25 protein-coding genes and 2 pseudogenes are annotated in these 23,076 nt (G+C 68.4%); 17 read left to right on the plus strand and 10 right to left on the minus strand.

Features of this window, described 5'->3' with window-relative positions; genetic code table 11:
• Positions 1-8 precede the first annotated feature (8 nt).
• Together rcdA and MBEBAB_RS05475 are read right to left on the minus strand one after the other, a co-directional pair.
• Positions 9-500, minus strand: coding sequence for a protease adaptor protein RcdA (rcdA, locus tag MBEBAB_RS05470; RefSeq protein WP_045318920.1), 492 nt, complete (start codon positions 498-500; stop codon positions 9-11).
• Between the two features lie 129 nt (positions 501-629).
• Positions 630-836 (minus strand): DUF1192 domain-containing protein, encoded by a 207-nt coding sequence (locus tag MBEBAB_RS05475; RefSeq protein ID WP_021696944.1) that lies wholly within the window; start codon positions 834-836, stop codon positions 630-632.
• A 79-nt stretch (positions 837-915) separates the two neighbouring features.
• Between MBEBAB_RS05475 and MBEBAB_RS05480 the strand changes: the two genes are divergently transcribed.
• Positions 916-1,887 carry an NAD(P)H-quinone oxidoreductase gene (locus MBEBAB_RS05480; protein ID WP_021696945.1) on the plus strand — a complete coding sequence of 324 codons (972 nt, stop codon included), beginning with the start codon at positions 916-918 and terminating at the stop codon, positions 1,885-1,887.
• A gap of 4 nt (positions 1,888-1,891) precedes the next feature.
• On the opposite strand, the gene MBEBAB_RS05485 is transcribed toward MBEBAB_RS05480, so the two are convergent.
• From MBEBAB_RS05485 to MBEBAB_RS05495, 3 genes are all read right to left on the minus strand, one after another.
• A complete protein-coding gene (locus MBEBAB_RS05485; protein ID WP_242397095.1) occupies positions 1,892-2,335 on the minus strand; it encodes a DUF6655 family protein in 444 nt (147 codons plus the stop codon).
• Positions 2,336-2,539: 204 nt separating this feature from the next.
• Complete coding sequence (locus MBEBAB_RS05490; protein ID WP_021696947.1) at positions 2,540-2,980, minus strand: VOC family protein; 441 nt, start codon at positions 2,978-2,980, stop codon at positions 2,540-2,542.
• 2 nt (positions 2,981-2,982) lie between these two features.
• The gene (locus MBEBAB_RS05495) at positions 2,983-3,222 is read right to left on the minus strand and encodes a zinc-finger domain-containing protein (protein ID WP_021696948.1); all 240 of its coding nucleotides are present in this window, start codon (positions 3,220-3,222) and stop codon (positions 2,983-2,985) included.
• Between the two features lie 119 nt (positions 3,223-3,341).
• On the opposite strand from MBEBAB_RS05495, the gene MBEBAB_RS05500 reads away from it, so the two are divergent.
• The 3 genes from MBEBAB_RS05500 (at position 3,342) to MBEBAB_RS05510 (ending at position 6,340) form a co-directional block, all read left to right on the plus strand.
• Positions 3,342-4,319, plus strand: coding sequence for an ABC transporter ATP-binding protein (locus MBEBAB_RS05500; RefSeq protein WP_021696949.1), 978 nt, complete (start codon positions 3,342-3,344; stop codon positions 4,317-4,319).
• 183 nt (positions 4,320-4,502) lie between these two features.
• Complete coding sequence (locus MBEBAB_RS16090) at positions 4,503-4,778, plus strand: hypothetical protein (protein WP_200865108.1); 276 nt, start codon at positions 4,503-4,505, stop codon at positions 4,776-4,778.
• Positions 4,778-6,340: a peptide MFS transporter gene (locus tag MBEBAB_RS05510; RefSeq protein ID WP_052516749.1), complete on the plus strand. Its 1,563-nt coding sequence runs from the start codon at positions 4,778-4,780 to the stop codon at positions 6,338-6,340. The genes MBEBAB_RS16090 and MBEBAB_RS05510 overlap by 1 nt, the downstream gene beginning before the upstream one ends.
• 102 nt (positions 6,341-6,442) lie before the next feature.
• On the opposite strand, the gene MBEBAB_RS05515 is transcribed toward MBEBAB_RS05510, so the two are convergent.
• Positions 6,443-8,494 (minus strand): TonB-dependent receptor plug domain-containing protein, encoded by a 2,052-nt coding sequence (locus tag MBEBAB_RS05515; protein WP_021696951.1) that lies wholly within the window; start codon positions 8,492-8,494, stop codon positions 6,443-6,445.
• Between the two features lie 159 nt (positions 8,495-8,653).
• Here MBEBAB_RS05515 and MBEBAB_RS05520 point away from each other — a divergent pair, with 159 nt between their 5' ends.
• A complete protein-coding gene (locus tag MBEBAB_RS05520; protein WP_242397096.1) occupies positions 8,654-9,568 on the plus strand; it encodes a TraB/GumN family protein in 915 nt (304 codons plus the stop codon).
• On the opposite strand, the gene tldD is transcribed toward MBEBAB_RS05520, so the two are convergent.
• From tldD to MBEBAB_RS05540, 4 genes are all read right to left on the minus strand, one after another.
• Entirely contained in the window at positions 9,569-10,999 is a 1,431-nt protein-coding gene (gene tldD / locus MBEBAB_RS05525) for a metalloprotease TldD (protein WP_021696953.1), read from the minus strand.
• A 61-nt stretch (positions 11,000-11,060) separates the two neighbouring features.
• On the minus strand, positions 11,061-11,792 hold the full coding sequence (locus MBEBAB_RS05530; RefSeq protein ID WP_021696954.1) for a GIN domain-containing protein: 732 nt from the start codon (positions 11,790-11,792) through the stop codon (positions 11,061-11,063).
• On the minus strand, positions 11,789-12,379 hold the full coding sequence (locus tag MBEBAB_RS05535) for a DUF1700 domain-containing protein (protein WP_021696955.1): 591 nt from the start codon (positions 12,377-12,379) through the stop codon (positions 11,789-11,791). Before MBEBAB_RS05535 ends, MBEBAB_RS05530 begins: the two co-directional genes overlap by 4 nt.
• Positions 12,376-12,732, minus strand: a complete 357-nt coding sequence (locus tag MBEBAB_RS05540) for a PadR family transcriptional regulator (protein WP_021696956.1) — start codon at positions 12,730-12,732, stop codon at positions 12,376-12,378. The genes MBEBAB_RS05535 and MBEBAB_RS05540 overlap by 4 nt, the downstream gene beginning before the upstream one ends.
• Before the next feature lie 254 nt (positions 12,733-12,986).
• Here MBEBAB_RS05540 and coxB point away from each other — a divergent pair, with 254 nt between their 5' ends.
• The 12 genes and pseudogenes from coxB to MBEBAB_RS05590 all read left to right on the plus strand — a co-directional run bounded on the left by coxB (position 12,987) and on the right by MBEBAB_RS05590 (position 22,952).
• The gene (coxB, locus tag MBEBAB_RS05545) at positions 12,987-13,910 is read left to right on the plus strand and encodes a cytochrome c oxidase subunit II (RefSeq protein WP_021696958.1); all 924 of its coding nucleotides are present in this window, start codon (positions 12,987-12,989) and stop codon (positions 13,908-13,910) included.
• A 21-nt stretch (positions 13,911-13,931) separates the two neighbouring features.
• Positions 13,932-15,584: a cytochrome c oxidase subunit I gene (gene ctaD / locus MBEBAB_RS05550; RefSeq protein WP_021696959.1), complete on the plus strand. Its 1,653-nt coding sequence runs from the start codon at positions 13,932-13,934 to the stop codon at positions 15,582-15,584.
• Positions 15,585-15,654: 70 nt separating this feature from the next.
• Positions 15,655-16,643: pseudogene (locus MBEBAB_RS05555) on the plus strand (heme o synthase).
• Entirely contained in the window at positions 16,634-16,765 is a 132-nt protein-coding gene (locus tag MBEBAB_RS17335) for a cytochrome c oxidase system small membrane protein (protein ID WP_021696961.1), read from the plus strand. Before MBEBAB_RS05555 ends, MBEBAB_RS17335 begins: the two are co-directional and overlap by 10 nt.
• An 11-nt stretch (positions 16,766-16,776) precedes the next feature.
• Positions 16,777-17,328: a cytochrome c oxidase assembly protein gene (locus MBEBAB_RS05560; RefSeq protein WP_045318923.1), complete on the plus strand. Its 552-nt coding sequence runs from the start codon at positions 16,777-16,779 to the stop codon at positions 17,326-17,328.
• 54 nt (positions 17,329-17,382) lie between these two features.
• Positions 17,383-18,255 carry a cytochrome c oxidase subunit 3 gene (locus tag MBEBAB_RS05565; protein WP_021696963.1) on the plus strand — a complete coding sequence of 291 codons (873 nt, stop codon included), beginning with the start codon at positions 17,383-17,385 and terminating at the stop codon, positions 18,253-18,255.
• Positions 18,256-18,413: 158 nt separating this feature from the next.
• Positions 18,414-18,646 (plus strand): annotated as a pseudogene (locus MBEBAB_RS18285) (DUF983 domain-containing protein).
• Positions 18,633-19,295 (plus strand): SURF1 family protein, encoded by a 663-nt coding sequence (locus MBEBAB_RS05575; RefSeq protein WP_081703433.1) that lies wholly within the window; start codon positions 18,633-18,635, stop codon positions 19,293-19,295. Before MBEBAB_RS18285 ends, MBEBAB_RS05575 begins: the two are co-directional and overlap by 14 nt.
• 79 nt (positions 19,296-19,374) lie before the next feature.
• Positions 19,375-20,388 carry a M16 family metallopeptidase gene (locus MBEBAB_RS05580; protein ID WP_306301993.1) on the plus strand — a complete coding sequence of 338 codons (1,014 nt, stop codon included), beginning with the start codon at positions 19,375-19,377 and terminating at the stop codon, positions 20,386-20,388.
• Positions 20,310-20,636, plus strand: a complete 327-nt coding sequence (locus MBEBAB_RS18290) for a peptidase M16 family protein (protein ID WP_306301994.1) — start codon at positions 20,310-20,312, stop codon at positions 20,634-20,636. Before MBEBAB_RS05580 ends, MBEBAB_RS18290 begins: the two co-directional genes overlap by 79 nt.
• Positions 20,637-20,667: 31 nt before the next feature.
• On the plus strand, positions 20,668-21,267 hold the full coding sequence (locus tag MBEBAB_RS05585) for a GNAT family N-acetyltransferase (protein WP_021696968.1): 600 nt from the start codon (positions 20,668-20,670) through the stop codon (positions 21,265-21,267).
• A 17-nt stretch (positions 21,268-21,284) separates the two neighbouring features.
• Positions 21,285-22,952 carry a putative bifunctional diguanylate cyclase/phosphodiesterase gene (locus MBEBAB_RS05590; RefSeq protein WP_021696969.1) on the plus strand — a complete coding sequence of 556 codons (1,668 nt, stop codon included), beginning with the start codon at positions 21,285-21,287 and terminating at the stop codon, positions 22,950-22,952.
• The last annotated feature ends 124 nt before the right edge of the window (positions 22,953-23,076 follow it).

The raw sequence follows: 23,076 nt of genomic DNA on the forward strand, positions 1-23,076 counted from the left end.
ACCGGGGTTCAGCCGCCGAAGGCTGCGGCCAGCCGGTCGATCTGGCTCTGGACGGGATTGGGGCCGGCGGTGACGGCGTCTTCGCCGTACATGCGCCGGTCCAGATACAGCACCCGGTCGTACAGCTTCTCGGACCGGACCAGATACTCCACCAGGGCGATGGGCAGCTCCGCGTGGGTGGGGGTGCTCTCGATCCTGCGCTCGGCCAGCCGGTGCCGGCGCTCGCCCGCCGCCTGGGGCGTCATGTCGCCCTCGCGCACCGCCCGCTGGACCAGCAGCCAGGACGCGACCTGCATCAGACGCGTGGTCAGCTTCATGCTCTCGGCCGCATAGGCCAGAGCCGCCGCGCGGGACAGGAGCTTGGATTCACGCCGCCCGTCCCCATCCAGATAGGCGGCGGTGTCCTCCACCAGCTCCATGCCTTCCTGGAAGGTGCGGTCGAACAGCTCCGAGCGCGAAAAATCGCCCCCGGATCCGCCCTGTACGGCGACGCCCGTCATGGAGTCCTCGGCGGTCAACTCAGACATGCACAATTCCCGGACGGCGCCCGATTACGGCGCCCATGCTGGCGCCCTCATGGCCTGCTTTGCAACCCATGTGCCAATAAAGCCCACACAGGCGGTCCGATTTCAGGATTTGAAGCTGAACAGGGCGTCGGCGGCGCTCTTTTGCGACTGCTTGCCTTCGCGCGCCCGCTCACAGCGTGCGATCTCGACTTTCAGCCCCTCGATGCGCTCATCGAGCTCCTCGACGGAATAGAGGTCCAGGTCCTCGCGGCCCAGGGCGGCCACAGCCGCGCCACGGGCCGGCCGGGGGTCCAGATCATCGAAAACCATCGCCGTCTCCCTCGCCTTGCGCTCATCCCCTGACCCCCTATGAAAGCGCCGGGGCGCTCGGGATTGCAAGGGAGCATGCATGCGCGTGATCGAGATCAGGGGCGGCGCGGGCGAGGCCGAAGCGCTGGTCGTCGGCGAGCGGCCGACGCCCGAACCGGGGCCGGGACAGGTCCGGATCCGTGTGCGGGCGGCCGGGGTGAACCGTCCCGACATCCTGCAGCGCAAGGGTCTGTATCCGCCGCCCGAGGGCGCGTCCGACATCCTCGGGCTGGAAGTCGCCGGCGAGATCGAGGCCGTGGGGGCGGATGTGACCCGCTGGCGGCCCGGCGACCGGGTCTGCGCCCTTCTGGGCGGCGGCGGCTATGCGGACCATGCGGTGGTCGATGCGCGCCATGTGCTGCCCGTTCCGGCGGGTCTGGATTTCATCCAGGCCGCGGCCCTGCCCGAAACCGCCTTCACCGTCTTCACCAATGTGTTCGAGGACGGACGCCTGACGGCGGGCGAGACCCTGCTGGTGCACGGCGCCACCTCGGGCATCGGGGTCATGGCGATCCAGGCGGCCCGGGCGGCGGGCGCGCGGGTCATCGCCACCTCGCGCGGCGCCGACAAGGCGAGGGCGTCCCGGGATCTGGGCGCCGATGTCTCCATCGACGCCTCGGACGGCCGGTTCCTCGAGGCGGTCCAGGAGGCGGGCGGGGCGGACGTGGTGCTGGACATGGTGGGCGCCGCCTATGCGGAGCAGAACCTGAAGGCGCTGAAGCCGGGCGGCCGCTGGGTGGTCATCGCCTTCCAGTCGGGGAATCTGGCCCAGGTGGACCTGTCCCGCCTGATGCGGAGCCGTCTGACCCTGACCGGGTCCACGCTCAGGGCGCGCGCCGCGGACGAGAAGGCCCGCCTGGCCGAGGCGGTCGAGGCCACGCTCTGGCCGTGGGTCGCGGACGGGCGGATCAAGCCGATCGTGGACAGGGTCTTTCCGCTGGAGGAGGCGGCGGCGGCGCACCGGCGCCTGGAGTCCGGCTCGCACACCGGCAAGGTGGTTCTGACGACCTGACGGCCTAGAATTCCCACCAGCTTTCGCCGGGGTCCTGCTCGCCCGGCTCGGCGTACTGCTGGCCCCAGGTCATCATCATCAGCAGGCGGTGGCTGCGGATCGTGTACTGGCCGATCATGGGGGCCACGGCGGCGATGGGGGCCCCGTCCTCGGCTCGGTAGACGAAGCCGGAGAACTCCGCCACGCCGGTGCGGTCCCGGCGGCTGTAGAGCGACAGCTCCGGGAAGGACACCACCCGGTAGTCGGACAGGGGCACGCTCATGGCCGGAACGCCCAGAAGCCGCCGCATCTGCTCCAGCGACAGTGCGCCGGCGCGGATCTCGAAGATCACATCGGCCTGGTCGCGGTTGCGGGCCAGGGCGTAGCCGGCCTCCGACAGGGCGGCGCGAATGGCGCTGACGGCGTAGGGGGCCGCCTCGGCGCGGAAATAGGTTTCGTCCACGAACACCACGGCGCGTCGGGGATCGGCAGTGTCAGATTGTCCACCGCCCGGTCCGTCGCCCGCGCCACCAGAAGCTGCTCGGTCGCCGTGCGCGAGGGATTGGTCTCGGTGGTGGAGGCGCAGGCGGCCGTCAGCGCCGCCCCGAGGACGGCGGCGAGGATCGGCGCTGTGCGGTTGGGGAGGACCGTTCGCGTCATTGCGGGCAGGGTATCACCAGCTGCCCGTATTGGACATGGAGGCCCACGGTTCGGCTGGGGCGAGGGGTTCGCCCTCCTGCAGCAGCTCGATGGAGATGCCGTCCGGGGAGCGGACGAAGGCCATGTTGCCGTCGCGCGGGGGGCGATTGATGACGACGCCGCCGTCCATGAGCCGCCGGCAGGCCGCATAGACGTCGTCGACCTTGTAGGCCAGGTGGCCGAAATTGCGGCCGCCGGCGTACTCCTCGGGATCCCAGTTGAACGTCAGCTCCAGTTCGGGCGCGCGTTCGGCGGCCGAGCGCGTCTTGTCCCTGGGTGCGGACAGGAACACCAGGGTGAAGCGGCCCTTCTCATTGTCCATGCGTCGCACCTCCTCGAGGCCCAGCAGGTCGCAGTAGAAGCGCAGCGAGGCGTCGAGATCCTTCACCCGGACCATGGTGTGCAGATAGCGCATGCTCAGTGCGCCTCGTCGTGGCGCGGCGCCGGATCCAGATATTCGTTCTCAGGCGCCGGATGGGCGCTGAGCACGAAGCGGCGGTCGCAATAGCCGCATTCCACGAAGTTTTCGTCGCCCATGTCCATATAGACCAGCGGGTGGCCGAGCGCCCCGCCCCCGCCGTCACAGGCCACGCGCCTGGTGCTGACCACGATCTGTTCGGGCGGCGGAACGGCGATGTCGGGGTGGCGCGGGGGCATAATCGGGCTCATGACCTTGGCGTGGGGAGGAAGGCGGCATACCTACGGCCCACGCCTTAAGCCGTCAATTTTACGCGAACGCTAACGATTTCCCTCTCGCGACCGAGCCGACACCGCCCATGACCCGATCCGACGCCCCCCTGCCCGACAACGCCATCGAGGTCCGGGGGCTTGAGAAGACCTACGCCGGCAACCGCAAATCGCCGCCCAAGACGGCGCTGCACGGCGTGGACCTGGTGGTGCCGCGCGGCGCCATGTTCGGCCTGCTGGGCCCGAACGGGGCGGGCAAATCGACCCTGATCAACATCCTGGCCGGGGTGGTGAAGAAATCCGGCGGGACCGTCGCCATCTGGGGCCGCGACATCGACGAGCGCCCCCGCGACGCCCGCGCGGCCCTGGGCGTGGTGCCGCAGGAGATCGTGGCGGACGTGTTCTTCACGCCCCGGGAGGCGCTGGAGGTGCAGGCTGGATTCTACGGCGTGCCGGCGAATGAGCGGCGCTCGGACGAGCTGCTGGCGGCGCTGGGCCTGTCGGACAAGGCCAATGCCTATGTACGCGCGCTGTCGGGCGGCATGAAGCGGCGGCTGATGGTGGCCAAGGCCCTGGTGCACAATCCGCCGATCCTGATCCTGGACGAACCCACCGCCGGGGTGGACGTGGAGCTGCGCCGCCAGCTCTGGGAATATGTCCGCAGAATCAACGCCGAGGGCGTGACCATCCTGCTGACCACCCACTATCTGGAGGAGGCCCAGGAGCTTTGCGACACCATCGCCATCGTCAATCGGGGCCGGGTGGTGGCGTGCGAGCCGACGGCGCAGCTGCTGACCCGGCTGGACACCCGCAATGTGGTGGTGACGCCGGTGGATCCTTCGGCCACGGCGCCGACGCTCAAGGGCTTTGAGGTGAAGGGGCGGCCCAACGGCGCCTTCGCCGTCACCTACCGCACCGGCGAATCCAGCGTCGAGCAGGTGCTGGCGGCGGTGAGGAAGGCGGGCGTGGCCATCCGCGACATCGCCACCGAGGATCCGGATCTGGAGGACGTCTTCCTGTCCCTGACCTACGGCGACGCCGACCAGCCCGACCCCACCCGGGACTAGGTTCGAGCGCCTGAATCACGGCCTCGTTGAATCGCTTCGGGATTCGGTCCCGGCCGATCAGGCTCTGACCGATCACTGATCACCCTGTCCCGATTCCGCACAGCCTCTTGTGACGCAATCGCGACCGTGCTCGTTATGCGCCTTCGCGCGCCATGTCGGCGCGAGGCTTAGGGAGCTACGCCGTTGAGCACGACGGATGGGGGAGGCGCGCTTTCGGCGCCCCGTAAAGAATTCCTGGGACACCCGCGGGGGCTGGTGATCCTTTTCCTGACCGAGATGTGGGAGCGCTTCTCCTTCTACGGAATGCGCGCAATGCTGACCATCTACCTGGTCCAGCATTTCCTTTTCGGACCGGCCGAAGCCGCGGGCATCTACGCCGCCTACGGCGCTCTGGTCTATTTGATGCCGGTCGTCGGCGGCATGATCGCCGATAAATATCTGGGCCAGCGCAAGGCGTGATGATCGGCGCCGTGCTTCTGGTGCTCGGCCACTTCACCATGGCCTTCGAGGGCCAGGGAGGTCGTGACCGGATCATCATCGGCGACCAATCCTATCAGGTGGAAGTTGAGGGCCGTGACACCGACCGACGCCAGTTCGTCGTCGTCGGCGACGAGCGCGTCGAAATCAGCATCACGGCCGAAGGCATTTCCACCGTGGGGGCGGAACCCGCGGCGGCCGCGGCCGCCGATGTCGCCGTCCCGACGGTGGGAGAGAGCCTCGGCACGCCGCCGGCCGCCGCCGCCGACTCTCCGGTTCCGGCTACGCCCCAGGCGGCCGCCGCCGGTTTCCCGGCCTTCGTCGCTTCGGGCGACTACAGTCTGGAGACGACCCGCGACACCGGGTTCGGCGAGCCGACGCTCTTTCTGGCCCTTTCGCTGATCATCGTCGGCGTCGGGTTCCTGAAGGCGAACATCTCGACGGTCGTGGGCTCGCTCTATGAAAAGAACGATCCCCGTCGTGACGCGGGCTTCACGCTTTTCTACGTCGGCATCAACCTTGGCGCCGTTCTGGCCACGGGCCTGTGCTCGTACCTCGGGTTCACCTATGGCTGGGCATACGGTTTCGGCCTCGCCGGCTTCGGCATGTTGCTGGGTCTGGCCACCTTCATCCTCGGCAAGCCCTGGCTCGAGGGCCGGGGCGGCCCGCCGAACCCGGAGAAACTGGCCGGCACGCGCGTCCTGGGCGTTCCCCTTGAAGCGGTGTTCTGGATCGGGGGCCTGATCGCCGTGTTCCCGACCTGGCTCCTGCTGCAGCGCCATGAACTGATCTCGGCCGTCCTGCCCTGGGCCGCAGGCCTGATCTTCGTGGCCGTGGTCGGTTACACCGTCGTGAAGTTGAACGGCGCTGAACGCAGCCGCATGCTGGTCGCCCAGGTGCTGATCTTCTTCTCGGTGCTGTTCTGGGCGCTGTTTGAACAGGCGGGCTCGTCCCTCACCCTGTTTGCGGACCAGTCGACGGAGATGCCGGGCTGGTTCAACGTCGGTTACACGCAGATGTTCAACCCGGCGATCATTGTCATCTTCGGACCGATTTTCGCGGGGCTGTGGGTGTGGCTGGCCCGGCGCAACATGGAGCCGTCGACCCCGGTCAAGTTCTCCATGGGCCTGATGCTGGTCGGCGCGGGCTTCCTGTTGCTGGCATGGGCTGCGGCCAACGCCTTCAACATGGACTTCCGGGTCCCGCTGATGTTCCTGTTCTTCACCTATTTCCTGCACACCATGGGCGAGCTCTGCCTGTCCCCGGTGGGCCTGTCGATGATCACCAAGCTGTCGGTCGACCGGGTTGTGGGCCTGATGATGGGCGTCTGGTTCCTGTCGTCCTCGGTTGCGCACATCGTGGCCGGCATGATCGCCCAGGCGACTGCGACCGACACTGTCGCCGGGGTGGTGACCAACCGCGCCCTCGCTCTCGAGACCTATGGCTCCATCTTCGGGACCATCGGCTGGACCGGCGTCGGAGTGGGGGTGCTGCTGCTGCTTGCTTCGCCCCTTCTCAAGAAGGGCATGGCCGGAGTCCGGTAGGGCTCGGCCAGGTTCAGAAAGACGAAGGCCCCGGGATCGCTCCCGGGGCCTTTTCTCTTGCGGGCGGCAGGGACGGACGCGCCCGCCAGAGGTTCGCTCGGCTCAGAAGGTCTTCCTCAGCCGGATCGACATGAAGGTGCGCGGGTCGATGTCGCGGGTCTCGACGAAGTCGATCGGCCGGGGCGGGGCGCGGTCGGCGTAGACCGTGCGCTCCACCAGGAAGTCGTTCCAGATGTTCACCTGGGCCCGGATCGACAGGGTGGCGGTCGGCTTGTACTCGGCCGCCAGTTCGAAATAGTCCTCGCCGCGCCAGGCGAAGGTCTGGTCCGGATCAAAGGTGGACTGGCCCAGGCGCGGGATCCACGCCACGCTCCAGTTCAGCCGCCATGAGGGGATGTCCTGCTCGAAGGACACCACCGCCTGGCGGGCGCGCACCCCCGAGATGGGACGGGTTTCGCCGGTGGTGGGATCGGTGACCTCGGTCGAGTTCCAGTCATTGCGGAAGCTGAACTGGCCGCCGGCGACGCCCAGCCGGTCGGTGGGGATGGTCAGGTTGACCGACAGCTGGTCCAGGGTGGCGTCGCCGATGTTGCCCACCGCCGACAGACCGCCATCCAGCGGGATGCGGTCGATGACGTTGGCGATCTCGTCGTGGCGATAGCCGATGCTGACCACGCCGTCGCCCCAGAAGCGGCGCTCATAGGTGATCTCGCTGATCCAGCGGTCCTCCGGCTCCAGGTCGACGTTGCCGCCCAGCACGTTCTGGTCGCTGAGCTCGGCGCTGGCGGCGAAATCGCCGAAATCCAGCTGGCCCACCTCCCGCTCGAAACGCAGGCGCAGCTGATTGTCGGCCATGGGGGTCCAGGTCAGCTGCAGGCGCGGCTTGGCGAAGTAGAAGGATTCCTCGTGCTGCGCATCGCCGGACTGGCTGATGGTGGAGGCCTCCAGCCGCAGGCCGCCTTCCAGCGACAGGTCGGGCGTCATGCGCCAGGTGGTCTTGCCGAACAGCTCGCCGCGCGTCTCCTCCACCGTCACCGAGGCCGAGGGCAGGGGCACGGGCGCGCCGCCGACGGAGAACGCCTGGGTGGTGTCGAGGCGATTGTAGGCGACCTCGCCGCCGCCCTCGAAGGTCAGGGTCTCGCTGCGCTCCCAGCGAAGCAGACTGCGCAGGATGGTCTCCGAGGCGTCGCCCACGGACTCGAACCTCTGTTCGGGCGCGGGGCCGGAGCCCGTGTCGGCGTTGTAGGTCGAGACGCTGTCGAAGTCGGAAAACTCGTGGATGAAGCGGCTTTCGACGCTCAGGCCCTCGCCGAGGGGGCGGGTGTAGACCACCCCGAACTCGCCCGATGAGCCGTCATTGTCATAGCGGCTTTCACGGCGCGACCCGGGCGCGGTGAGCAGGGTGATGGAATGCCAGTCATTGACCCCGTAGCGGGCGGTCAGATCGATCTTTCCGCCCAGCATCGGCGTCGCGTAGTTGCCGCGGATGGAGGTGCCGCCGCCATAGCCGTCATTGTAGAAATCCTCGGCCCTCAGCACGGTCCCGTCAGGCGCGCGGCTCACGGACGGGCCGATCCCGTTGGAATCGCTCATGCCGATGCCGTCTGAAAGGGTCACGCCCCAGGTCCTTTCGCCTTCGCGCGCCGTGAACTGGTAGCTGCCGCCGAAGACGTTCTGGCCGCCGTCGAACAGGGTGGCGTTGGCGCTCAGGATGTGTTCGCGGCTGCTTTCGCGTGAGGTGATGACGTTCACCACCACCGGATAGCCCTGCATGTCGATGCCCGGCGCGCCGCCCCGGATCAGCTCGATGCGCACCACCTGCGTGGCCAGGGTGCGCGACAGGACGGACGAGCCCAGGTCGTTCTTGGAGGCGGGCCGCGAGCCGTTGATGAGCACATTGCCCACCGCGCCCTCGAAGCCGCGGCTGCCGTCGCCGTCATCCAGGCTGAAGCCCGGAACGCGGTTGACCATGTCCAGGGCGGTGTTGGGGTTCTGGTCGGCGAAGAAGTCGGGCGTGAAGGTCAGCACCTGTCGACCGTTCCCCGCCTGGGGCGCCGGGGCCGCCTCGGCCTCCTGGGCAAGGGCGGGCGACACGGCCGTCAGGGCCAGGGCGAAGGCGAAGGCGGAAGTGGCCGCCAGAAGCGTGGAACGCATGATATCCTCCCGAAACTCTCGGGAGGAGGTGTGCCTGACCCACACCTGAATGGACCAGTTACATCGTTGAAATGTAGATTAAATTACGGACACATGATTACAGCGACGTAATCAGCCGGCTAAGGGTTCGACAAGATGATCCGAGCGTTTCTTGTGTTGATGCTGGCGATTTCGATCGTCCCGTCAAAGGCTGCGGCCCAGGCCGGCGAAGCGTCGGTGGTCGAGGAGATCGTGATCACCGCCCGGCGCGCCGATGCACCCATCTGGGAGATCACGGTCGGCGACGGCTCCCTGATCCTGGTCGGCGCGATCAGCGGCGTGCCGCGCGACCTGCCCTGGCGGCCCGAGGCCCTGGAGGCCGCCACACGGCGTTCGGACCGCATCCTGTTCCCACAGATCGGACAGGCGTCTCCGGCCGACGTGATGCGGCTGATCTGGCGGTCGCGGACCATTACGCGCCTGCCGGACGGAACCACCACGGCGGACTATCTCCCGCCCGAGGTCCAGGAGCGTCTGGAGGTGGTGATGGAGGGCGACAGCGACCGGTGGCGGAGAGAAAGCCTGGTGATGCTCGGCCTGAACCTGATCACCGACAAGACCGGGCATCAGCGCCGCCGCACGCGCGGCGCGGTCGAGGTCATCGAGGACGCAGCGCGCCAGGCGGACGTGCCGGTGCGGCGGGTGGGGGTCCTGCGCGGCGACGCCCTGGTGGAGAATCTGATCACCCAGCCGCCCGAGACCTATCTGGCCTGCATCGAGGCGGCCGTCTCGGCGGCGGAGGCCGGGCCGGAGGGCGCGGCGCGCCGGATCGAGGCCTGGCGGGGACGGCGGGTTCCCGACGTGCTGGCCGAGCCCCTGGATGAGGCGCTCAACCTGTGCTGGCCCTCCGGCGACCCGGACGTCGCCCCGTTGCTGCGGGCCCAGTGGGCCGAGGCCATCGAGGCCGCGCTGGACGAGCCGGGGGTCACCCTGGCGGTCGCCCAATTGCGTCTGCTGGCCGAACCGGGCGGCGTTCTGGACATGCTGGAGGCCCGGGGCTTCGACATCGTCGGGCCGCGGTGGCGGGCGGAGTGATCAGACCGCCGTGCCGCCGACCGTCAGGCCGCTGATCTTCAGGCTGGGCTGGCCGATGCCCACGGGCACGCCCTGACCGGCCTTGCCGCAGGTGCCGACGCCCGGATCGAAGGCGAAGTCGTTTCCGATCATGGTGATGTTCTGCATCACCGTGGCGCCGTCGCCGATCAGGGTGGCGCCGCGCACGGGGGCGGTGACCTTGCCGTCCTCGATCAGATAGGCCTCGGTGCACTGGAACACGAACTTGCCGTTGGTGATGTCCACCTGGCCGCCGCCGAAGTTCACGGCGTAGAGACCGCGTTTCGTTGAGGCGATCATCTCCGCCAGGGTGTGGGAGCCCCCCTCCATGAAGGTGTTGGTCATGCGCGGCATGGGGGTGTGGGCGTAGGACTGGCGCCGCCCGTTGCCGGTGGCCGCCATGCCCAGCTGGCGCGCCGACAGCCGGTCCTGCATCAGCCCGACCATGATGCCGTCCTCGATCAGGACCGTGCGCCCCGTGGGCGTGCCTTCATCGTCGATGCTGAGGGAGCCGCGCCGTCCGGCGATGGCGCCGTCGTCCACCACGGTCACCCCGGGCGCCGCCACGCGCCGGCCCATCATGCCGTTGAAGACCGAGGATCCCTTGCGGTGGAAATCGCCCTCGAAGCCGTGGCCCACCGCCTCGTGCAGCAGGACGCCGGGCCAGCCGGGGCCGAGCACCACGTCCATCTCGCCGGCCGGGCAATCCACCGCGTCCAGATTGACCAGGGCCTGGCGCAGGGCCTCGTCGGTCTGGGCGCGCCAGCGGTCGGGCGTGATCCAGGTCTCGAAACCGGTGCGGCCGCCCGCGCCCGCGCCCGCCGACTCGCGCCTGCCGTCCCGCTCGACGGTGACGGAGACGTTCAGGCGCACCAGGGGCCGCACGTCGCGCAGCAGACGGCCGTCGGCCCGCAGGATCTCGATGTCGCGGCGCTCGCCGGACAGGGAGGCCGAGACCTGCACCACACGCGGGTCGGCGGCGCGGGCGTAGGCGTCGATCTCCTGCAGCAGGGCGATCTTTTCGGCGAAGGCGGGCGAGGCGAGGGGATCATCCTCGCCATAGAGCTTCTGATTGGTGGCGCGGGGCGCCTCGGCCGTCACGCCCGCATGGCCGCGCTTGGCCAGGGCGGCGCTGTCGGCCGCGCGCCGCAGGGCCGCGTCGGAGATTTCATTGGCGTGGCTGTAGCCGGCGGTCTCGCCCGCCACGACGCGCAGGCCGAACCCCTCGCCCGCATCGTAGGACGCGCCCTTGAGCCGCCCGTCGTCGAACACCAGGCTTTCGCTTTCAGTCCGCTCCAGGAACAGCTCGCCGTCGTCGGCCCCGCTCAGGGCCTCGCCCAGGATGGTCCGCGCGCGCTCGGCGCCAACGCCGGACTGGTCGAGCAGGGACGGAATGGCGGGGGCGACGGTCATGGGCGGTCCTTCGAGAGCATCTTGCGCCCTAGATAGGGCTTCGGACCGCCCCTTGGAACCGTCAGTCCGCCTGGCGGACCCGGCCAGACCCCATGACCTGGCTGTTCAGCCGGGCGGGGCGGGTGGTCAGCTCCACGTCGCCCGAGCCGCGGATGGTCACATCGGCCTGGCCGGACGGCGCGGCCTCCACGTCCCCGGAGCCGTTGATCTCGATGACCGCGTCGGTGGACGGCAGGCCCTCGAGGTCCACGTCGCCCGATCCGTCGATGGTGACGGTCAGGGCGTCGGTGCGGCCATAGCCTTCGATGTCGCCGCTGCCCGACACGGCCAGGGCGAGCGTCGGCTGGTCATAGTCGCGGATCTCCAGATCCTGGGACCCGTTCAGGGTGAAGCGGGTCACCGCCGGGGCGACGATGGTGATGCGCGGCCGGGAATGGCGGCCTGTGCGGGTTCCTTCCTCCATGTCGAAGCGGCCGTCGGCGAAGGTGACGCGGTCCACGACCTCGGCGGGGCCGGCCACCGTGATCGAGGGTTCGTCCCCCTGGGCGTAGATCACCCGGGCCGACAGGTCGAAGGTCAGGGCCTCGCCGCCCTCCCAGGCGATCTCGCGGGTGACGATGTTCTCGTCGGTCGATTCCCATTCGAAATCGCTCTGGACGATGGTCCAGCCGTCGCCGGTGATATTCCAGCCGTCGCGGCTGATCTCCCGCCCGCCGATCGCGGCGGCGCCGGCCAGGCAGACGATGGTCAGCACCAGGCTGGCCGCGGCGATGATGAACAGTGAGCGGATCATGACAGCCCCCTTTCGCTGTAGTCGGGTTCAGGCTGGATGGCGGGCTTGATCAGGCGGTAGTGAAGACGCCCGAACCAGACCAGGCCGTTGACCAGCCAGATGGTGATGATGGTCAGAAGGGCTGCGCCGGTCACCGAGGCGCCCATCAGGCCGAGGCCCAGCAGGACCGGGAACAGGGGCCCGCCCGGCGGGTCGAAGAACGGTCCGGCCACCAGTATCCCGCCGCCCGAAATGAAGACGGCGATGACCGCGACATAAAGACCCGCGATGGCGCTGACCACGCCGGTCAGCAACGGCAGAAGGATCAGGATGTCGATGGCGCCCAGGCCCACCAGGGCCATGACCGCGCCGGCGGCGGAGGACGGATTGCGCGCCTCCTCCCACCGCTTGAGACCGGCCTCGAGCCTCAGTTCGCGGGCCAGCCGTCCCGGATCGCCCAGGGCGGCGGCCACTTCGGCCTCGCTGCGGCCCTCCGCGGCGCCGTCGGCGAAGTGGGTGTCGTAGTCGGCCAGGATCTCCTCCTGCGCCGCCGGCGGCAACCCGGCCAGCCCGCGGCGCAGGCGGCCCATGAATTCGACGCGCGTCATGCCGTCTCTCCCGTTTCGGCTTGAGGTGGGGCCTCACGCTCCAGAATGCCGTTCACGGCCCGCACGAAGGCGTCCCATTCGGTCTTCTGCGAGGCCAGGCTGGCGCGCCCGGCGTCGGTGAGGCGATAGTATTTGCGCGAGGGGCCGGAGGCGGATTCGACCATGTAGGTCTCCACCAGCCCGTCGGACTGCATCCGGCGCATCAGGGGATAGACCGTGCCCTCGCCCATATCGACCGCCTCGGCCATGTGGCTGGCGATCTCGTAGGCGTAGGAGTCTCCCCGCTCCAGGAGGGCGAGCACGCACAGCGCCAGCACCCCCTTCTTCAACTGTATTTCGATGGCTTCAGGCACCGTGGGCCCTCCGTGTGACAGAGATTGTCTATCGCAAGGTATCTGTCATCACAAGGTAGCTGTCGTAACATGACAGCGATTTAATCGTCCGGCGCCGAGGCCCTGCGACCCTGTGTTGCGCTCCACATGCTTGGCAAGCGCGAGGGGAGCCGATATGGACCGGCCTGAACACCGCGACGCCCTCGGGCCCGCGACTTCTGTTTGCGAACGGCTCGCAACAGGTTGCTGCAGAACGGATTATGAGGATTTCTGGAATGGGGATGGGCAAGCGGGCCAGGGCGATGATCGCCTCTACGGTTCTCGCCTCCACGGCGCTGTTCGCCGCCGCGCCGGGCTGGGCGCAGGAGCTGGTGGGACAGCCGACGCCGGGAGGTCTCGGGCTTCAACAGTCGGCGTCGCCGCTGAAGGTCGAAGCCACGATGTTCCACGACGCCATCCTGATGCCGATCATCACGGCCATCTGCCTGCTGGTGCTGGGCCTGCTGCTGTGGATCGTGTTCCGCTACAACAAGCGCCGCAATCCGGTGCCGGCCAAGTGGAGCCACAACACCACCATCGAGATCATCTGGACCGTGGTGCCGGTGCTGATCCTGATGGTGATCGCCCTGTTCTCGTTCCGCCTGCTGTTCAACTACCATGACATGCCCGAGCCGGACGTGACCGTTAAGGTGACGGGCAACCAGTGGAACTGGACCTATGAATACCCCGACCACGGCGTCGGCGAGTACGTCTCGAACATGATGCCGGAAGACGAAGCCCGGGGTCAGGGCCTGCCGTATCTGCTCGCCGCTGACGAGCCCATGGTCGTGCCGGTGGGCCAGACCGTTCAACTGCTGGTGACGGCCTCGGACGTGATCCACTCGGTCGCCCTGCCCGCCTTCGGCCTGAAGACCGACGCCATCCCCGGCCGGGTCAACGAGACCTGGTTCCGCGCAGACCGCACCGGCGTCTTCTACGGCCAGTGCTCGGAGCTGTGCGGCGTCGATCACGCCTTCATGCCCCTGCAGATCAATGTGGTGACCCAGGCCGAGTTCGAGGCGTGGATCGCAGAGCGCGGCGGGGCCATGCCGGGCGCCGAGTCCGCTGAAGACGCCGCGACCGAGGCCTCGACCGCCGAAGCCGAAGTCACTGAAACCGAAGACGCTCCGGCCGCCGACGCGGCCGAAGCGGTCCAGTAAGAGAACGCGAGCCCGACACTCATGGCCACCGCAACCGCTCATCACGACGATCATGACCACAAGCCGGGCTTCTTCGCCCGCTGGTTCCTGTCCACCAATCACAAGGACATCGGCACGCTCTACATCCTGTTCGCCATCATGGCGGGCGTGGTGGGCGGCGCCCTGTCCGGCCTGATCCGCTGGGAGCTGGCCGAGCCGGGCATCCAGGTGTTCACCGAAGGCACCCTGGTGCACCAGCTGGGCATCATCGAAGCCTCCAAGCACGGCTACAACGTCACCGTCACCGCCCACGCCCTGATCATGATCTTCTTCATGGTCATGCCGGCCATGATCGGCGGCTTCGGCAACTGGTTCGTGCCTATCATGATCGGTGCGCCGGACATGGCGTTCCCGCGCATGAACAACGTCTCGTTCTGGCTGCTGGTGGCGGCCTGGGTGCTGCTGTGCATCTCCATGTTCGTGGACGGCGGACCGGGCAAGGGCTTCGGCGGCGGCTGGACCATCTATCCGCCCCTGTCGACCATGGGCCACACGGGTCCATCCATGGATCTGGCCATCTTCTCGCTGCACGTGGCCGGCGCCTCCTCGATCCTCGGCGCCATCAACTTCATCACCACCATCTTCAACATGCGCGCGCCGGGCATGACCCTGCACCGCATGCCGCTGTTCGCCTGGTCGGTGCTGGTGACCGCCTTCCTGCTGCTGCTGTCGCTGCCGGTCCTGGCCGCGGCCATCACCATGCTGCTGACCGACCGCAACTTCGGCACCGCCTTCTTCGATCCGGCGGGCGGCGGCGACCCGGTGATGTTCCAGCACCTGTTCTGGTTCTTCGGTCACCCCGAGGTGTACATCCTGATCCTGCCGGGCTTCGGCATCATCAGCCACATCGTCTCGACCTTCTCGAAGAAGCCCATCTTCGGCTATCTGGCCATGGCCTACGCCATGGTGGCCATCGGCTTCATCGGCTTCGTGGTGTGGGCCCACCACATGTACACCGTGGGCATGCCGATCAATCTGCGCGCCTATTTCGTGGCCGCGACCATGATCATCGCGGTGCCCACGGGCATCAAGATCTTCAGCTGGATCGCCACCATGTGGGGCGGCTCCATCGACTTCAAGACGCCCATGCTGTGGGCCATCGGCTTCATCTTCCTGTTCACCGTCGGCGGCGTGACCGGCGTGGTCCTGTCCAACGCGGGCATCGATTACAGCCTGCACGACACCTACTATGTGGTGGCGCACTTCCACTATGTGCTGTCGCTGGGCGCCGTGTTCGCCATCTTCGCGGGCTTCTACTACTGGTTCGAGAAGATGTGGGGCGTGAAGTACAACGAGTTCCTGGGCGCGACCCACTTCTGGATCATGTTCGTCGGCGTGAACGTGATCTTCTTCCCCCAGCACTTCCTGGGCCTGCAGGGCATGCCGCGTCGCTACATCGACTATCCGGACGCCTACACCCTGTGGAACCAGGTCTCCACGGTGGGCTATCTCATCACCCTGGTGGGCGTGGTCGTGTTCTTCATCGTCCTGATCGAGGCCGCCGTGCGTCGCCGCAAGGCCGAGGCCAACCCCTGGGGCGAAGGCGCCACGACGCTGGAGTGGACCCTGTCCTCGCCCCCGCCGCACCACCAGTTCAACGAGCTGCCGGTGGTGAAGGAAGACGACCATCACTGATCCGGTCCACACCGGACCTCAAACAGACTAGGATGGGGGGCCGCCGATCACGCGGCCCCCTTTTCGCATCATGACCGACCATTCAGAGATCAAGGCCGCGCCGTCCCCGACCGTCGCCCAGCCGGAAGACTACTTCCAGCTGCTGAAGCCGCGCGTCATGTCGCTGGTGGTGTTCACGGCCATCACCGGCCTGGTGGCGGCGCCGGGCGACATCAACCCCTTCCTGGCCGCCATCGCCGTGCTGTGCATCGCCGTGGGCGCCGGCGCGGCGGGGGCCCTGAACATGGCGCTGGAGGGCGAGACCGACGCCTGATGCGGCGCACGCGCGGCCGCCCCGTGGCGGCGGGCCGGGTCAGCGCCAATGACGCCATGACCTATGGCGTGGTGCTGTCGCTGTTCTCGGTCATGCTGCTGGGCATGGCGGTGAACTGGTTCGCCGCCGGCCTGCTGGCCCTGACCATCGTCTATTACGCGGGCTTCTACACCCTGCTGCTGAAGCGGCGGACGCCCCAGAACATCGTCATCGGCGGCGCGGCGGGCGCCCTTCCCCCGGTGATCGGCTGGGCGGCGGTGACCGGCGACGCCCCGTGGCAGGCGTGGCTGCTGTTCCTGATCATTTTCCTGTGGACCCCGCCGCACAGCTGGGCCCTGGCGCTGTATTCGGCCGGGGACTACGCCCGGGCGGGCATTCCCATGATGCCGGTGGCCAGGGGCGCGAAGTCCACCCGCCTGCAGATCCTGATCTACAGCCTGATCTTCGTGCCCGTGGCCATCGCGCCGGCGCTGCTGGGCATGGCGGGAACGGCCTATCTGGTCGTCTCGACCCTCGGCGGCCTGTTCTTCATCGCCCTGGCGGTGCGTCTGTGGCGCTCGCGCGCGGGCGATCAGCCCGACAAGGCCGAGGCGGTGGGGCGAGAGGCCGCATTGTATGATGTGCGCGCCGAGGCCAAACCAGCACGGAACCTGTTCGCCTACTCGATCCTGTATCTGATGGCCCTGTTCGCCGTCCTGCTGGTCGAGAACGCGCCCGTCATCGGAGCCTGCCCCTCATGCGCCTGACGCCCGAAGAACTGAAGGCCAGAAAACGCCGCAACATCGCCATCGCCCTCGGGCTGGTGGCCTTCATGGTGCTGGTGTTCGTCACCACCCTGCTTCGGCTTCAGGCCAACGTGGGGGGCTGACCGGCATGGCCATGAACCGGAACACGAAAGTCGCCCTGATCTGCGTCGGCGCCCTGTCGCTGATGACCGGCGCCGCCTTCGCCGCCGTGCCGCTGTATCAGCTGTTCTGCCAGGTCACCGGTTTCAACGGCACGGTGATGCGCGCCGACGCCGCGCCGGACACGGTTCTGGACGAGACCGTCCGGGTCCGCTTCGACACCAATGTGCGGGGCCTGCCCTGGGACTTCGAGGCCGAGGAGACCCGCCAGACGGTGCGCATCGGCGATACGGGCATCGCCTATTTCCGCGTCACCAACACCTCGGACCGGCCGATCAGCGGCACCGCCGCCTACAATGTGGTTCCCGAGCGCGCCGGCCCCTATTTCCAGAAGCTGCAGTGCTTCTGCTTCGAGGCCCAGACGGTCCAGCCCGGCGAGACCGTCGAGTTCCCGATCCAGTATTTCATCGCCCCCGAAATGGCCACCGATCCCGAGGGCCGGGGCGTGCACGACATCACCCTGTCCTACACCTTCTATCCCACCGACCGCTTCGAACAGCGCGCAGCTATTGGCGGACAGGGGTAGCGAGGCTATAGCCCCTTCAACGACCACGCGCTGACGCATTCAAGAGACGCATCCATGGCCGACCACGCCGTCCACCACGACTATCACATCCTTCCGCCCAGCCCGTGGCCGCTGGTGGCCTCGGTCGCCGCCACAATCATGATGATCGGCGCGGTCATGTGGATGAAGGGCCTGTTCGGCCTGCCCGCGGGCACCAGCTGGGTGTTCTTCGCGGGTCTGGCCGGGGTGCTGTTCTCCATGGTCGGCTGGTGGGCCGATGTGATCAAGGAGAGCCATGCGGGCGATCACACCCCCGTGGTGTCGCTGGGCCTGCGCTACGGCATGGTCCTGTTCATCGCCTCGGAGATCATGTTCTTCGCCGGATTCTTCTGGATGTTCTTCGAAATGGCCATCTTCAACGAGGCCAGGACGCTGATCCCGGAATTCGGCAACTGGACCGACACGGCCGCGGCCTGGTCCACCTGGCCCCCGCGCGGCATCGAGGTTCTGGACGCCTGGCAGCTGCCGCTGCTGAACACCGTGATCCTGCTGCTGTCGGGCACCACCGTGACCTGGGCGCACCACGCCCTGCAGGTGGGCGACCGCAAGGCCGCCAAGATCGGCCTGGGCCTCACCATCGCCTTGGGCGCCCTGTTCACCGCCGTGCAAGCCTATGAATATTATCACATTCTGCACGAGAACCTGTTCTTCAACGAAGAGGCCCTGAACTCGACGCTGTACGGCTCGATCTTCTTCATGGCCACGGGTTTCCACGGCTTCCACGTGCTGGTGGGCACCATCTTCCTGGCCGTCTGCCTGATCCGCCTGATGGTGGGCCAGATGTCGGCCCAGAAGCATTTCGGCTTCGAGGCGGCGGCCTGGTACTGGCACTTCGTGGACGTGGTGTGGCTGTTCCTGTTCGCCTTCGTCTACGTCGTCTTCGGCTGATCTTGGTCGATCATCCCCAGCCTTCTGAGCCCGCCCGGATCAACCCGATCCGGGCGGGTTTGCTTTGCCGGTGCCCCAACTGCGGCAAGGGCCCCCTGTTCGAGGGCTTTCTGAAGATCCGGCCGGTCTGCGAGACGTGCGGCTATGATCTGGCCTCGGTGGCCACCGGCGACGGGGCGGCCAGCTTCATCATGCAGATCGCCGGCGCCTGGTCGGGTTTTCCGCCCTCTATGTTGAAATCGTCTTCAGCCCGCCCATGTGGCTGCATCTGATCGTGTGGCTGCCGCTGGTGGCCGCTCTGTCGCTGGGCCTGATGCGGCCGGGCAAGGGACTGATGACGGCCCTGCACATGAAAAACATGGCGCGCGAGGTGCGCAATGACGAGCTCTGAACGCCGCTTTCCCTGGATTCTGACCGTGCTGTCGGCGGCCCTGCTGGCGGTGCTGATCGGCCTGGGCGTCTGGCAGGTCCAGCGGATGGCCTGGAAGCACGGCCTGATCGATCAGGCCGAGGCCGCCGTCGCCATGGCGCCGGTCCCGGCGTCCGAGGTGCTGACCCAGCCGGGCGGCGAGTTCCGGCGGGTGATCCTGGATTGCCCGGGCCTCAACGCCGCGCCCTATGTCGAGCTTCAGTCCATCCATGACGGCGACGCGGGCGTCCGCCTGATCTCGCCCTGTCGGCCCGCCGGCGTCGAGGCGGCCTTCCTGATCGATCGCGGCTTCGTGGCCGACGAGATCTCCGCCCGGCCACCCGTCGATCCGGCGGCCGCCGGGTCGGTCCGCGTCACCGCCGTGGTGCGCGCGGCGCCGGAGCCCAACTGGATGAGCCCGCCGCCCCAGAACGGCCGCTTCTACGCCCGCGACCATGAAGCCATGGCCCAGGCGCTGGAGGTCGCAGGCCCGGTGGATTCCCGGGTCCTGTTCGCGGAGACCTCGACCAATCCCGAATGGGGCGTCCTCACCCCGGCGGTTCCGCCCGCCGCCTTCTCCAACAACCACCTGGGCTACGCCATCACCTGGTTCGGCCTCGCCGCGGCCTGATGGTCTTCTATGGCCTGATGCTGAAACGGCGGCTGCGCCCGCCTCCGACACAGGGCTCCGCAACGAGCCAGGATCACGATTGACCCGCGTCCACACCCTTTCCAACGGCGTCCGCGTCGTGGCCGACCCCCTGCCGGGCCTCAAGACCTTCGCCCTGACCGTGGCCGTGCGCGGCGGCGCGCGCTGGGAGGACGAGCACCGCTCGGGCTGGTCGCACCTGCTTGAGCATCTGGTGTTCAAGGGCGCCGGCGAGATGAGCGCCCGCGACATCGTCCAGCGCATCGAGGCCGAGGGCGGCTCCATCAACGCCGCCACCGGCCAGGAGCGCACCAGCTTCGAGGTGCGGGCCATGGAGCGCTCGCTGCCCCTGGCCATGCAGGTGGTCTCGGATCTGGTGTTCCGCCCGACCCTGAGCGAGGCGGAGATCACCCGCGAGAAGGATGTGGTGGCCCAGGAGATCGCCGAGGCCTTCGACACCCCCGACGACCATGTGTTCGAAATGGCCGGCGAGCAGGCCTTTTCCGGTCAGCCGCTGGGACGGCCCATTCTCGGGTCGGTCGACAGCATCGGCCGCGCGGACCGGGCGGGCATGGAGGCCTGGCGCGCGACCCTTTATGCGCCCGAGCGCATGGTGGTGGCGGTGTCCGGCGCTGTGGACGAGGCGCGGCTGATCGATCTGGCCGAGGCCTGGTTCGGCCTGGCGACGTCTGCGCCCGGCCAGGAGCCCGAGCCGGCCGCCTTCGTCGGCGGAAACGCGGCCCTGACCCGCCGCATCGAACAGGCCAATCTGGTGTTCGAGATCCCCGGCCTGTCCGCCCACGACGTCGACACCCCCGCGCTGCGGCTGTTCGCCGAGATCCTCGGCGGCGGCATGGCCTCGCGCCTGTTCCAGAGCGCGCGCGAGGAGCGGGGCCTGGCCTATGCCGTGGACGCCTGGTTCGAGGGCTATGAGGACACGGGCGTGCTGGGCATCTATGCGGGCGCGCCCCGGGCCGGTCCGAGGAGCTGGCCCGCGTGGCCGCCGCCGAACTGCGGACCCTGGCCCGGGACGGCCCGACCGAAGAGGAGCTGGCGCGGGCCAAGGCGATCCTGAGCGCCAGCCTGTGGATGGCGGACGAGAGCCTCGTGTCCCGGGCGGGACGCAATGCGGCCCAGACCCTGTTGTTCGGCGCGCCGATCCCGTCCGAAACCCTGACCGCCCGCGTCGAGGCGGTGACGGCGGAAGACATGCGCCGTCTGGGTGCGCGTCTGCTGACCCCCGCCCGAAGCGCCACCGCCGTGCTGGGGCCGAAGGCCGCAGGGGCGGCGGGGCGCGTCTTCGCCGACGCGCTTCACGCCTGACGGCGCGCGGCGGACGCGGTATAAGCCCCCCATGGCCCTTCTGGACTGGATGTCGGAACCGGTCGGCCCCGTGCTGCGGGGCCAGGGGGTGATCCTGCGCTCGCCCCATGCCTCGGACTACGCCGCCTGGTCGGCCCTGCGGGGCCTGTCCCGCGGCCATCTCCAGCCCTGGGAGCCCGCCTGGCCCGAGGACGACCTGACCCGGGCCGCCTTTCGCCGCCGGCTGTCGATCTATGAGCGCGAGCGCGAGCTGGGCAACGCCTGGCCGTTCTTCATCTTCGATCATCAGGACCGGCTGGCGGGGGGGATCACCCTGTCCAACATCCGACGCGGCGTGGCCGAGACCGGGACCGTGGGCTACTGGATCGGCCTGCCCCACGCGGGCCAGGGGCTGGCCACGGCCTCGGTGCGGGCCCTGACGACCCACGCCTTCGGCGCCCTGAGGCTTCATCGGCTGGAGGCGGCCTGCGTGCCGCACAACCACGCCTCGCGCCGGGTGCTGGAGAAATCGGGCTTTCGACAAGAGGGTCAGGCGCGGGCTTATTTGAAAATTAACGGGAGTTGGGCAGACCATCTGCTGTTCGGCCTTCTTGCTGAGGAAGCCGATGCAGGCGGACGCCCGACGTCCTGACCGGAGGGCGAGAAGCCTTGAACAGCCGATCCAGAGCCCTGGCGTGGGACCCCACCACCGCGATCGAGGCGCTCGCCGCCGCCGATGCGGCGCTGTGGGTGTGGACGCCGGCGCTTGATCAGCTTCAGTTCACCGGTTCGACCCGCTCCCTGGGTCTGGGGCCGCTGGCGCCGGAATGCACCGCTGCGGCCTTCACCGCCCTGGCCATGCCCCAGGACCGCGCCCTGGCCGAACGCATCCTCAAACCCCAGGACGAAGGCGGCGAGATCGCCGTCCGTCTGCGCATGCGCGGCGGCGACCTGGGCATCTGGCGCGGCGTCTGGCTCGAGGACGGGCTGCGCGCCGCCGGGGTCGTGGCGCTTGAAAGCAAATTCACCGGCTCGTCGGCCGACGCCCTGACCGGGCTGCTGGACCGCCGGGCCTTCCTGTCGCGGGTCAGGGACGCCCTGACGGCGCCGGGCGACTATGATCTGGTGGTGGCCGACGTGGACCGTCTGCGCCGCCTGAACGAGGCCCTGGGCCACGAACGGGCCGACATGGTCCTGTCGGCGCTGGGCTCGCGCCTTGCCGCCGCCTTCTCCGGCGATGCGGCCCCCGCGCGCATCGGCGAGGACGAGTTCGCCATCTTCGTCCGCGCCGAGGAGGGCGACGCCTGCGGCCGCGTGCGTCAGGCGCTGGAGCAGCCCCTGCGGGTCGCCGGCTTCGACATCTATCCCACCGTCTCCATCGGCGCCGTGCGCGCCGAGGGCGGTCCGGACGCCGCCGACGCGGCCGAGCTGCTGCGTCGCGCCGAACTGGCCGTGGAATCCGCCAAGGGCGCGGGGCGCGGGGGCATGGCCGCCTATGGCCGCACCCTGGAATCCGACAGCCTGTCGCGTCTGGCGCTGGAGAGCGATCTCAGGAACGCCTTCGTGCGCGGCGAGATCGAGCCCTTCTATCAGCCCATCGTGAACCTGGAGACCGGCGCCGTGGCCGGGTTCGAGGCGCTGGCGCGCTGGCGCCACCCCCGCCGCGGCCTGGTGCCGCCCGACGAATTCCTGGGCCTGGCCGACGAGATGGGCCTGATGAACGACCTGGGCCTGATGATGATGCGGCAGGCGGCGTCACAGCTGGCGGAATGGCTCAAGCGCCACCCGTCGGCGGGCAAGCTGTTCTGCAGCGTGAACCTATCCACCAACGAGCTGGAGCGGGACGGCCTGGTGGAGGACGTGCGCCGCATCCGCGCCGAGACGGGCCTGCCCGTGGGCGCCCTGAAGCTGGAAGTCACCGAGAGCGACATCATGCGCGACCCCGAGCGGGCCGCCGAGGTGCTGAAGTCCCTGCGCGAAGCGGGCGCCAGCCTGGCGCTGGACGATTTCGGCACCGGGTTCTCGTCCCTGTCCTATCTGGCGCGCCTGCCCTTCGACACCCTGAAGATCGACCGCTATTTCGTTCTCACCATGGGTCAGGACGAGGGCTCGGCCAAGATCGTCAAGTCGGTGGTCAATCTGGGCCGCGATCTGTCGCTGGAGGTTGTGGCCGAAGGCGTCGAGAACGCCGACCTGGCGCGCCTGCTGCTGGCGGCCAACTGCCACTACGGCCAGGGCTTCGGCTATGCCCCCGCCCTGCCGGCCCAGGAGGCCGAGGTCTATCTCAACGAATCCCTCGCCGACGGATCCGCCCCCATCAAGGCCCGTTCGGCCTGACCTTGCGGGGCGTTAAGCCTGTCGCCATGCTTTGGGCTGAAACATCGCGCAGGTTCGCGTCTTTGACGTGGGGCGTTTCGCCGGTCCGTTTCGCGGGCTATGAGCGACATCGAACGGGCTAGAG

This window comes from Brevundimonas abyssalis TAR-001, assembly GCF_000466985.1.
Taxonomy (GTDB): domain Bacteria; phylum Pseudomonadota; class Alphaproteobacteria; order Caulobacterales; family Caulobacteraceae; genus Brevundimonas; species Brevundimonas abyssalis.

Coding starts and splice junctions, on each gene's coding strand:
- MBEBAB_RS05500 (WP_021696949.1), top strand. CDS start 3,342: ATGACCCGATCCGACGCCCCCCTGCCCGACAACGCCATCGAGGTCCGG.
- MBEBAB_RS05495 (WP_021696948.1), bottom strand. CDS start 3,222: ATGCCCCCGCGCCACCCCGACATCGCCGTTCCGCCGCCCGAACAGATC.
- MBEBAB_RS05490 (WP_021696947.1), bottom strand. CDS start 2,980: ATGCGCTATCTGCACACCATGGTCCGGGTGAAGGATCTCGACGCCTCG.
- MBEBAB_RS05520 (WP_242397096.1), top strand. CDS start 8,654: ATGCTGGCGATTTCGATCGTCCCGTCAAAGGCTGCGGCCCAGGCCGGC.
- tldD (WP_021696953.1), bottom strand. CDS start 10,999: ATGACCGTCGCCCCCGCCATTCCGTCCCTGCTCGACCAGTCCGGCGTT.
- MBEBAB_RS05530 (WP_021696954.1), bottom strand. CDS start 11,792: ATGATCCGCTCACTGTTCATCATCGCCGCGGCCAGCCTGGTGCTGACC.
- MBEBAB_RS05560 (WP_045318923.1), top strand. CDS start 16,777: ATGAACCGGAACACGAAAGTCGCCCTGATCTGCGTCGGCGCCCTGTCG.
- rcdA (WP_045318920.1), bottom strand. CDS start 500: ATGACGGGCGTCGCCGTACAGGGCGGATCCGGGGGCGATTTTTCGCGC.
- MBEBAB_RS05510 (WP_052516749.1), top strand. CDS start 4,778: ATGATCGGCGCCGTGCTTCTGGTGCTCGGCCACTTCACCATGGCCTTC.
- MBEBAB_RS05535 (WP_021696955.1), bottom strand. CDS start 12,379: ATGACGCGCGTCGAATTCATGGGCCGCCTGCGCCGCGGGCTGGCCGGG.
- MBEBAB_RS05585 (WP_021696968.1), top strand. CDS start 20,668: ATGGCCCTTCTGGACTGGATGTCGGAACCGGTCGGCCCCGTGCTGCGG.
- MBEBAB_RS05480 (WP_021696945.1), top strand. CDS start 916: ATGCGCGTGATCGAGATCAGGGGCGGCGCGGGCGAGGCCGAAGCGCTG.
- coxB (WP_021696958.1), top strand. CDS start 12,987: ATGGGGATGGGCAAGCGGGCCAGGGCGATGATCGCCTCTACGGTTCTC.
- MBEBAB_RS05515 (WP_021696951.1), bottom strand. CDS start 8,494: ATGCGTTCCACGCTTCTGGCGGCCACTTCCGCCTTCGCCTTCGCCCTG.
- MBEBAB_RS05575 (WP_081703433.1), top strand. CDS start 18,633: ATGACGAGCTCTGAACGCCGCTTTCCCTGGATTCTGACCGTGCTGTCG.
- MBEBAB_RS17335 (WP_021696961.1), top strand. CDS start 16,634: ATGCGCCTGACGCCCGAAGAACTGAAGGCCAGAAAACGCCGCAACATC.
- MBEBAB_RS05565 (WP_021696963.1), top strand. CDS start 17,383: ATGGCCGACCACGCCGTCCACCACGACTATCACATCCTTCCGCCCAGC.
- MBEBAB_RS05475 (WP_021696944.1), bottom strand. CDS start 836: ATGGTTTTCGATGATCTGGACCCCCGGCCGGCCCGTGGCGCGGCTGTG.
- ctaD (WP_021696959.1), top strand. CDS start 13,932: ATGGCCACCGCAACCGCTCATCACGACGATCATGACCACAAGCCGGGC.